The sequence below is a fragment of the Micromonospora sp. KC723 genome (genome assembly GCF_004348595.1).
Classification (GTDB): Bacteria; Actinomycetota; Actinomycetes; order Mycobacteriales; family Micromonosporaceae; genus Micromonospora.
The window spans coordinates 1-5,273 of the sequence record NZ_SMKD01000231.1 but is presented as its reverse complement, the minus strand read 5'-3'; the positions used below and the strand labels follow the sequence as shown (position 1 = coordinate 5,273).

Below are 5,273 nucleotides of genomic sequence, written 5' to 3'. Positions count from 1 at the left end.
GATCGGGGTGCGCTGCTGGTCACGGGAGGCGGCGTCGGGCTGTGCCCGCTCGGCGAGGGCGGCCTCGACGCCGGCCGGGGCCGCCGGCTCGGCGGACCGGGCCTGGAAGCCGGCGACGCCGGCCAGACCCAGGCAGGCGGCCAGGCCGGTGGCGGCGGCGACCCGGGCCGGCCGGCGGGGGTTAACAAGGGCCCCGAGGCGGGTACGGAGGGAGCGGGTCGCCGCGGCGCCGCGGAGAACGCCGACCTGAACGGACGATGATGTATCGTCCGAACGGCCAGTCGTGCCGCCGAGGCCGCACTGGTCGTCGATGGTGTCGTCGTCACGCATCCGACGAGGCTAGGCAATGGATCCGCCCGCCAACCCGCACCATCGAGTGGCGCTGCCCACACTTCACCACCCGCGAAGTGGACACCGGCCGTCGCACCACCGCCCCGGCGTCCGAACACGCCGTACCGGGCATCCCGGAAAGCCGGGGTGGCCGGCGCCGTCGCGGAGCAGCCGGGCCGAGACCGCCCCAGCCCCTCACATGATCGACGTACTCCACCGTTCACCTACCCGACAGACACCGTTCGGGGGACCCGACCCCTGGATGATCGCCGAAATGGGAGCCTTCGCCCGGGTTTGATCACGGGATCGTCGACGGCTCGCCCGCCGCTGGAATGGAACCCGACAGCGGGTACGTTCCCCGAACGGGAGCCGTGCGCGCGCGGCCCCGTACGCGTGCTTCCAGGGAGGTCCGAACCGGTGCTCGACCCACACGAGCTCTACCAGCTCACCGACGATCTGCCCGACCTCGGTCAGCCGGTGCTGATCCAGGCGCTCACCGGCTTCGTCGACGCCGGCGGCGCCAGCCGCCTGGCCCGCGAGCAGCTGCTCACCTCGCTGGAGTCCCGTCAGATCGCCACCTTCGACGTCGACCAACTCTTCGACTACCGGTCCCGCCGACCGGTGATGACCTTCGTCGAGGACCACTGGGAGCACTACGACGCTCCCGAGCTGGCGCTGCACCTGCTGCACGACGACGACGAGACCCCGTTCCTGCTGCTCACCGGCCCCGAGCCGGACCTTCAGTGGGAACGTTTCGTGGCGGCGGTCGGCGGGCTGTCCGCCCGGCTCGACGTCCGGCTCACCATCGGGCTCAACTCGATCCCGATGGCCGTGCCGCACACCCGGCCCGCCGGTGTGACCGCGCACGCCACCCGACGCGAGCTGATCGCCGGGTACGAACCGTGGCTGCAACGGGTGCAGGTCCCCGGCAGCGTCGGCAACCTGCTGGAGTACCGGCTCGGCGAGCAGGGTCGCGACGCCGTGGGTTTCGCCGCGCACGTGCCGCACTACGTCGCCCAGACCGAGTATCCGGCCGCCGCCGAGGCGCTGCTCTCCTCGGTCTCCCGGACCACCGGTCTGCTGCTGCCCAGCGAGAGCCTACGGGCCGCCGCAGAGGTGGTCCGGGTCGAGATCGACCGCCAGGTCGCGCAGACCGACGAGGCCGCCGCGCTGGTGCACGCCCTGGAGGAGCAGTACGACGCCTTCGCCCGTGGTCGCGCCGAGAAGAACCTGCTCGTCACCGAGACCGGGCCACTGCCCACGGCGGACGAGCTCGGCGCCGAGCTGGAGCGCTTCCTGGCCGAGCAGACCCGCCCGGGCGACACCCCGAACACCTGACCGCCCCGCACCACTTCCGTCCCCACCCACCCCCGCTCTCCGACTGGCGCGAACGGCGGTGTCCGGCCCACCGGATGCCGCCGTTCGCCGTGGGGTGGGCAGCGGCGCGCCCGGGCGGCGGGACACGACCGGATGCGGCAGGCTGGACGCATGCGTCTGGCGACCTGGAACGTGAACTCGGTGAAGGCCCGGCTACCCCGACTGCTGGACTGGCTCGCCACCACCGGCCCGGACGTGGTCTGCCTCCAGGAGACCAAGTGCCCCGACGGCTCCTTCCCGTCCGCCGAGGTGGGCGAGCTGGGCTACGAGGTGGCCAGCCACAGCGACGGCCGGTGGAACGGGGTGGCTGTCCTGTCCCGGGTCGGGCTGGCCGACGTCACCGTCGGCTTCCCCGGCGAACCCGGGTTCCCCGAGCCGGAGGCACGGGCCATCTCGGCCACCTGCGACGGGGTCCGGGTCTGGTCGGTGTACGTACCGAACGGGCGGGCCCCCGGCGATCCGCACTACGCGTACAAGCTGGCCTGGTTCGCCGCGTTGCGCGACGCGCTGGAACCGGAGGTGGCCGGCGGCGGGCCGGTCGCGGTCTGCGGCGACTTCAACGTCGCGCCGACCGACGACGACGTGTGGGATCCCGCGCTCTTCGTCGCCTCCACCCACGTCACCCCGGCCGAACGGGCCGCTCTCGCGGCGCTGCGCGACCTCGGGCTCAGCGACGTGGTGCCGACCCCGATGAAGGGCCCGCACCCCTACACGTACTGGGACTACCGGGCCGGGATGTTCCACCAGAACAAGGGCATGCGGATCGACCTGGTGTACGCCTCCGCGCCGTTCGCCCGCGCCGTCCGCTCGGCGTACGTGGACCGGGAGGCACGCAAGGGCAAGGGGCCCTCGGACCACGCCCCGATCGTGGTGGACGCCGATCTGGTGCCGGTCGTCGAGTCCTTCTGACCCGGCCGGGGCCGGCGAGCAGCCGCCCGGCCGGAGCGCGTCGACAGGCGGTGCTGCTCGTAGGCTGACCGCCATGGTGGTGACACTCCGCGAGATCACTGACGAGAACCGTGCCGCGATCATCGCGCTGCGGGTCGCGCCCGAGCAGGAACGGTTCGTCGGGTCGGTACGCGACGCGCTGGCTGACGCCGCGCGGTACGCGCACGCCAAGCCATGGTGTCGAGCGGTCTACGCCGGCGATGAGCCGGTGGGGTTCGTGATGCTCAGCTGGAACGTGTCGCCGCGGCCCCCGGACGTCATCGGGCCCTGGTTTCTCTGGAAGCTGGCCATCGACGAGCGGTACCAGGGCCGCGGCTACGGCGCCGAGACCGTTCGCCAGGTCGCGGCGCTCGTCCGGGCCGAAGGCGCGACGCAGCTACTGACGAGCTACGTACCCGGAGACGGTGGGCCGGCCGGGTTCTACCGACGGCTCGGGTTCACGCCCACCGGCGAGCTGGACGGTAGCGGCGAGATCATCGTGCGGCTGGCGCTGTCCGAGACCTAGCTGCCGGAAGCGGTCGGGCCAGCCGCTCCAGGACCAGCCTGCCGGCCACCCCACCGGCCTTCCTGTCGCAGCGACCGCGCGAGGCGGGCGCCTCGGACCGGACCCGGCGCTCGACCGGCGGCCGACCCTCGCGGCACAGATGAATCCCGTACGTGCCCAGGCCGCGCTCACGATCCGCCTGGATGAAGTCGTCAAGGAGGCCGCCGTCCGCCGGCGAGGCCGACGGAGGCCGACACCACGCCGGACGCGGGGCACAGCCGGACCACGTGTTCTCGCTAGGGTGAGGGCATGGCAGTCGTGAAGATCAACGCGATCGACGTCCCGCCCGGCGCGGGCGAGGAACTCGAGAAGCGGTTCGCCGCCCGGGCCGGCGCGGTGGAGAACTCCCCCGGATTCCTCGGCTTCGAACTGCTCCGCCCGGTCGCCGGGGAGAGCCGCTACTTCGTCTACACCAAGTGGGAGAGCGAGGAGGCCTACCAGGCCTGGGCGTCCGGGCCGTCCCGCGCCGCGCACGCCGACGGCGAGCGGCGGCCACCGGTCGCCTCCGGCGCGACCCTGCTGGAGTTCGAGGTCGTGCAGCAGGTCAGCGGCAAGAGCTGAGCCGGCCGGCTCAGGGTTGGCGGGTCTCGACCAGCGAGGCGAAGGCGATGACGTTGTCCCGGTAGCCGGTGTCGCCGCCCACCCAGGCACCGCCGCAGGTGATCAACCGGAGCGCCGGCGGGCCGTCGTCGCCGTAGACCCGCTCGGCCGGCAGCTGGGACTTGTCAAAGTGCTCCACCGAGTCGACCCGGAAGACGACCACCCGCCGGTCGTCCCGGGTCACCTGGATCTCGTCGCCGGGCTTGAGCCTACGCAGGTCGTAGAAGACGGCCGGGCCACTGGTGGAGTCCACGTGACCGACGATGATCGCCCGGCCGGGCTCGCCCGGGGTGGGGCCACGGTCGTACCAGCCGGTCTCGTGGTGCCGGCTCAGCGGCGGCACGGCGATCGACCCGTCCTTCGCCTGCCCGACCGGAGCCACCGGCGCGTCCACGCGGATCGCCGGAACCACCAGGCTGACCGGCCGGCTCGCCGGCAACCCGCGCGCCGCCGGCCGGTCGGCGCCCGCCGGGCCACCAGAGCCGGCCGCCCAGTCGAACGGCCCGGCGGTGCGCCCCAGGCCGGCGCCGGTGGCGAAGACGCCGACCAGCACCAGCAGCACCGCCAGCGGCGTCGACCACGGGCTGCGGGCCGGTCGCCGGTCACGGGCGGCGGCCGGGGCGGTGGGAGACGGCGCGGCCACGGCGAGACTCAGCTCCGGGCCGTACCCGCCGGCTGGTGGGCCGCGACGCCCTCGGCGCCACGTCGGCGGGCCGTGACGACGCCCACGACCGCCCCGGCGATGGTCAGGGCCAGACCCCCCGGCACCAGCAGGCCGCCGAGATCCGACCCACCGGCCGTCCCGCCGAAGCCGGTGTGCGGGCCGGGACTGGGCTTCACGTGCTTGACCACCTGGAGCGTCGTCGAGGCGGTGCCGCCGTCGCGGCACTCCAGCTTGACCGGGTAGTTGCCGGGGCGGGTGCGGTCCCGCACCGTCGCCGACGCGGTCAACTGCCCGTACTGCGGGTACGCCTGGATGCGGCCGAAGACGTCGGAGACGACCGTCGCCGGGACGGAGTTGTCGTGGCAACTCGCCCGGATGCCGACCAGGTAGCCGGGTCGCACCATGCCGGGGCGCACCTCGACGAAGACCTGCCCGGAAGGCTGTCGGCGCTCGTCCGACCCGGGCCAGCCCTCCGCCGGGTCACCGGGACCGGGCGCCACGGCCGGCGGCGGCGCGGCGAGCGCCGGGGCAGCGAGCGGCGGGGCAGTGAGCAGCGGGGCAGTGAGCAGCGGGGTGGCGGCGCCCAGCACCGGGCCGAGAGCGCCGACCGCGATCGCCATCGCGGTGCGCCGGAGCGTGACCGACATGCTGCCCCCTCTCACCGCCCTCGCCGCAGCGCCGGGGCGACGGAAGCACCGGCCTGCCGTACGGGAGAATCGTCTCACCCCCGGGCGTAGCTCACATCCGATCCGCCGGAACCGTCGCGTACGCTCGGGTCGCTGTGACCCCCACCGACCCGAACCCCACCGC

General features: G+C 73.8%; 6 protein-coding genes and 1 pseudogene. 4 read left to right on the top strand and 3 right to left on the bottom strand.

Annotated features, from left to right (window positions below; all coding sequences use genetic code 11):
- Positions 1-330: pseudogene (locus E1165_RS27870) on the bottom strand (hypothetical protein); the annotation flags it as partial.
- Positions 331-747: 417 nt separating this feature from the next.
- Here E1165_RS27870 and E1165_RS27865 point away from each other — a divergent pair.
- The 4 genes from E1165_RS27865 (at position 748) to E1165_RS27845 (ending at position 3,760) form a co-directional block, all read left to right on the top strand.
- Entirely contained in the window at positions 748-1,668 is a 921-nt protein-coding gene (locus E1165_RS27865) for a proteasome assembly chaperone family protein (RefSeq protein WP_132394674.1), read from the top strand.
- 150 nt (positions 1,669-1,818) lie between these two features.
- Positions 1,819-2,616, top strand: coding sequence for an exodeoxyribonuclease III (locus E1165_RS27860; RefSeq protein ID WP_132394673.1), 798 nt, complete (start codon positions 1,819-1,821; stop codon positions 2,614-2,616).
- 73 nt (positions 2,617-2,689) lie between these two features.
- Positions 2,690-3,160: a GNAT family N-acetyltransferase gene (locus E1165_RS27855; RefSeq protein ID WP_243705023.1), complete on the top strand. Its 471-nt coding sequence runs from the start codon at positions 2,690-2,692 to the stop codon at positions 3,158-3,160.
- Positions 3,161-3,448: 288 nt separating this feature from the next.
- Complete coding sequence (locus tag E1165_RS27845; RefSeq protein ID WP_132394672.1) at positions 3,449-3,760, top strand: antibiotic biosynthesis monooxygenase; 312 nt, start codon at positions 3,449-3,451, stop codon at positions 3,758-3,760.
- Between the two features lie 10 nt (positions 3,761-3,770).
- Here E1165_RS27845 and E1165_RS27840 read toward each other — a convergent pair whose 3' ends face one another.
- Positions 3,771-4,442 carry a class F sortase gene (locus E1165_RS27840; RefSeq protein ID WP_132394671.1) on the bottom strand — a complete coding sequence of 224 codons (672 nt, stop codon included), beginning with the start codon at positions 4,440-4,442 and terminating at the stop codon, positions 3,771-3,773.
- An 8-nt stretch (positions 4,443-4,450) separates the two neighbouring features.
- Positions 4,451-5,110 carry a hypothetical protein gene (locus tag E1165_RS27835; protein WP_243705022.1) on the bottom strand — a complete coding sequence of 220 codons (660 nt, stop codon included), beginning with the start codon at positions 5,108-5,110 and terminating at the stop codon, positions 4,451-4,453.
- Between the last annotated feature and the right edge of the window lie 163 nt (positions 5,111-5,273).